Origin of the sequence: Collinsella sp. D33t1_170424_A12 (assembly GCF_015554865.1) — a bacterium.
Taxonomy (GTDB): domain Bacteria; phylum Actinomycetota; class Coriobacteriia; order Coriobacteriales; family Coriobacteriaceae; genus Collinsella.
Map to the genome: position 1 here is coordinate 1 of NZ_JADNJJ010000221.1, position 3,734 is coordinate 3,734.

Consider the following 3,734-nt stretch of genomic DNA (forward strand, 5'->3'; position numbering starts at 1 on the left):
GCACGCGGCCCCGCGGGTTAAAAAACCCTCCTGCCCCAACGGGGACAGGAGGGAAAAAGGGGGACTATGCAGTCGACCGCGCAGACGCGCTTCGAGCGATTAGGCGCGGCCCACGGAACCGAGGTTCTCCATGCGGATCTTGACGATCTTGGTGATCTCGGCCATGCCGGCCTGACCCGGGTTCTTGGGGTCGAAGTTGTTGGGGTTCTCAGCCATGTAGGCCATGTAGCCCTTGGTGTAGGCCTGACGCAACTCGGTGGCGTAGTTCACCTTGCAGATGCCTTTCTTGACGGCCTCGGCGACCTGCTCGTCCGGCACACCGGAGGTGCCATGCAGGACCAGCGGCACGTCGACGGCGGCGCGGATGGCCTTCACGACGTCCTGGTCGATGTGGGGCTCCTCGGTGTACACGCCGTGAGCGGTGCCCACGCCGATGGCGAGGGAGGTGCAGCCGGTGCGCTCGACGAACTCCTTGGCCTCGACCGGATCGGTGTAGGGGGACTCGCCCTCGACCTCGACGTCGTCCTCCTTGCCGCCAACCTTGCCGAGCTCGGCCTCGACGGGCACGCCCATGCAGGCGCCGGCGTCGGCCACGGACTTGGTGAGGGCGATGTTGTCCTCGAAGGACTCGTGGGAGCCGTCGATCATGACGGAGGTGTAACCGGTGCGCAGGGCCTTCATGCAGCGATCGTAGCCGTCGCCGTGATCGAGGTGCAGGGCCACGGGCACGGAAGCGCGCTCGGCGGCAGCCTTGACCATGCCGTAGAAGTAATCGAGGCCGGTCTTCTTGATGGTGCCGGAAGTGGTCTGCATGATGACGGGGGACTTGGTCTCCTCGGCGGCAGCCAGGACGGCCATGACGAACTCGAGGTTCTCGACGTTGAAGGCGCCGACGGCGTAGTGGTTCTTCTGCGCGTCGAGCAGCATCTCCTTGGTGGTTACGAGCATGAGCTATCGCTCCCTCCTGTGCCCCGCTGGGTCATGCGGGCACCTCATCGCCGACCCCTTGTAGACCGGCGTTCCTTGCTCGCTATTGTACGGGTTTCGGCATCCGCGCGCCCGCTCGACGTCTCCCCGCGCGAGCCACGAGCGCCGCATCAAGCAAAGGGAAAGAAAGCGCGCTGCTTCCAAACTGCCGACCGGTGCACGCGATGCCCTGCGCGCCTCTTCGTTGTTTTCAAATAGAAAGCGTTCGAAAGCTGTTTTCTTTCCTATAAAGAAAGAAATGAAAAGGGAAATCTCCACAAAGGCGCTACACTTGAGCATCATCGGCACCGGCCGCGCCGGCCGGCGCATCTCGAATCGGGAGGATCCCATGGCCACCTCGTCCACCCACGCCTTCGCAGAAGAGCGGCGCGCCGCCATCATGGCGATGCTCGAGCACAGCGCCTCGGTCCAGGTGACCGAGCTCGCCTGCACCTTCGGCGTATCCGTCGTCACCGTTCGCGCCGACCTCGACGCGCTCGAAGCCGACGGCAAGCTGCGCCGCACGCACGGCGGCGCGGTCTCGCTGCACAAGGCGCTCACCGTCTCGGTCCAAGACCGCCGCGTCAACGTGAACGCGGAGGCCAAGCGGGCGATTGCGAGGCGCGCGATCGAGCTCGTACGCGATGGCGACACCGTCCTCGTCGACTCGGGAACAACCGCGCTCGAATTCGTGCGCATGCTCGATATGCGCTCGAATATCACCGTGATCACGGCGGATATCACCATCGCGGACTTCATCGATGAGAGCATGCCGGCGCTCGACGTCGTGCTGCTGGGCGGCATGCTGCGCAAGGGCCATCGCTACCTGCACGGCATGCTCGCCCTGCGCTCGCTCGAGGTGCTCCACGCCAACCTCGCCGTGCTGTGCCCCGGCGCCTTCGTGCCCAACCGCGGATTCATGACCGACTACCCGCAGATGGCCCAGCTCAAACGCGCGTTCATCGATGCGGCGGCCTCGTCGTGCGCCCTCATGGACGGCAGCAAGGCGGCTGCCGACGGCCTCATGCGATTCGCCGGGCTTGCCGACGTCTCCGCGGTCGTGATGGACGAGGACCCGCAGGGCATCGTCGCCGCCGCCATCGGGGAGCTTCCCGACCCGGCGCGTGCTCCGCGCCTGCTCCTCGCCTGATATCGAGCGATCGCACGGTGCGGCGCATAACGATGCCGCCGTCGGCTGGGGAAACCGACGGCGGCGCACAGAGAGAGGATGCAGGCGCTCGAGCCCGCGCGGAGGCACGGATGCGCAAGGCCCGGACGCTGCTGGGAATGATCTGATGGGTGCCGCGCGCCCGGCGTCCCTCCGATGGCGGGGAGGGGCGCGCTGCGGGCGCACGGCCAAGAAGGAGAGCTAGAGAGACGCGCCGCGATAGGCGTCGCGATAGAGGTTCACCAGGTCCTGCTTGGAAACGGGACGCACGTTGGTGGGCGTGCAGCGGTCATGCATGGCGGCCTGGGCCATGTCGCTGATCGCGCGTTCGAACTCCAGGCCGTCGATACGGTCGAGCTCGCCCAGGGCGCGCTCGATATCGAGCGCGTCGCGCAGCTCGAGCACGGCGTCCAACAGCTCGCGGGCGCTCGCCATACCCAGCTCGCAGGCCAGGCGCTCGTAGGGCTCGCGGTACTTCGTATCGGCCATATGGAACGCCATCACGTACGGCAGCAGCACGGCGTTGAGGCGCCCATGCGCCACATGGAAGCGGCCGCCCAGCGCGTGGGCGAGCGAATGGTTGATGCCCAGGCCCGCGTTGGTGAAGGCAACGCCGGCGATGCACGACGCCTCGATCATGCGCGCACGGCTGCGCATGGACATGCCGTCGCGATACACGACGGGCAGGTCGGCCAAGACCGTTCGCACGGCCTTCACGGCCATCGCGTCGGTGAAGGCGGTCGCATCCACCGAAACATAGGCCTCGATAGCGTGGGTGAGCACGTCCATGCCGGTATCGGCGGTGATGCGCGGCGGCACGCTGCGGGTGAAATCGGCCTCGAGCAGGGCGCCGTCGGGCGCCAGCAGGTCGTCGATGAGGACGACCTTGTTCTCGCCGCGGGTGATCACGGCGAAGTTGGTGACCTCGGAACCCGTGCCGGCGGTGGTGGGGATCGCCAGGAAGTACGGCTTGACCATGCCGCGGTCGCAGCAGGTATAGATTACGGCCTTGGCGGCATCGATGCACGAGCCGCCGCCGAAGGCGACCACCATATCGGGACGGGCGGCCTCGACCGCGGCGACGCCCTCGTCCACCAGCTCCTGGCTGGGATCGGGCTTCACGTTGGAATAGGTCTGATAGCGCGCGCCCGCAGGAAGGTGCTGGGCCATCTTGGCCACCATGCCCGACGACTCGAGGAAGCCGTCCGTGATGATAAAGATGTTGGAATACGGCATCTGCTCCAAGCGCTCCAGGGCACGGGACCCGAAGAAGAGCTCGGTCTTCAGCTTGAAATCGTTCATCGCAATCGTCCTTTCAACGACCAGCGCGCCCCTAGCCCTCGATGGGCATGAGGACCTCGGTAACGAATAGGTCGGTGTCGTAGGTGGTCCAATAGTCGGTCACGAAGCGCTCGTAGGAGCATCCGCACGTCTTCAGCCCGTTTTGCTGCGCGTACGCCTGCAGTCGCCGATACGCCACGCCGATCTTCTCGAAGGCGCCGGAGTGGTAGGTCGACAGGTACAGGCCGCGCGGACGGGTGAACAGGTGCTTGGGGTCGATGGGGCGCAGCGCCCGTTGCAAGATGGCCGTCTCGCAGGG

4 protein-coding genes are annotated in these 3,734 nt (G+C 66.1%); 1 reads left to right on the plus strand and 3 read right to left on the minus strand.

Annotation, left to right across the window (positions count from 1 at the left end):
• Positions 1-99 precede the first annotated feature (99 nt).
• Positions 100-948, minus strand: a complete 849-nt coding sequence (locus I2E26_RS08960) for a class II fructose-bisphosphate aldolase (protein WP_195420453.1) — start codon at positions 946-948, stop codon at positions 100-102.
• A gap of 367 nt (positions 949-1,315) precedes the next feature.
• On the opposite strand from I2E26_RS08960, the gene I2E26_RS08965 reads away from it, so the two are divergent.
• Positions 1,316-2,116: a DeoR/GlpR family DNA-binding transcription regulator gene (locus tag I2E26_RS08965; protein ID WP_195420455.1), complete on the plus strand. Its 801-nt coding sequence runs from the start codon at positions 1,316-1,318 to the stop codon at positions 2,114-2,116.
• Between the two features lie 219 nt (positions 2,117-2,335).
• Here the strand turns inward: I2E26_RS08965 and I2E26_RS08970 are convergent, their stop codons facing one another.
• Positions 2,336-3,436, minus strand: a complete 1,101-nt coding sequence (locus I2E26_RS08970; protein ID WP_195420454.1) for a 1-propanol dehydrogenase PduQ — start codon at positions 3,434-3,436, stop codon at positions 2,336-2,338.
• A gap of 31 nt (positions 3,437-3,467) precedes the next feature.
• Positions 3,468-3,734 (minus strand): GyrI-like domain-containing protein (locus I2E26_RS08975; protein WP_370551485.1); only part of this gene is annotated, 267 nt, incomplete at its 5' end.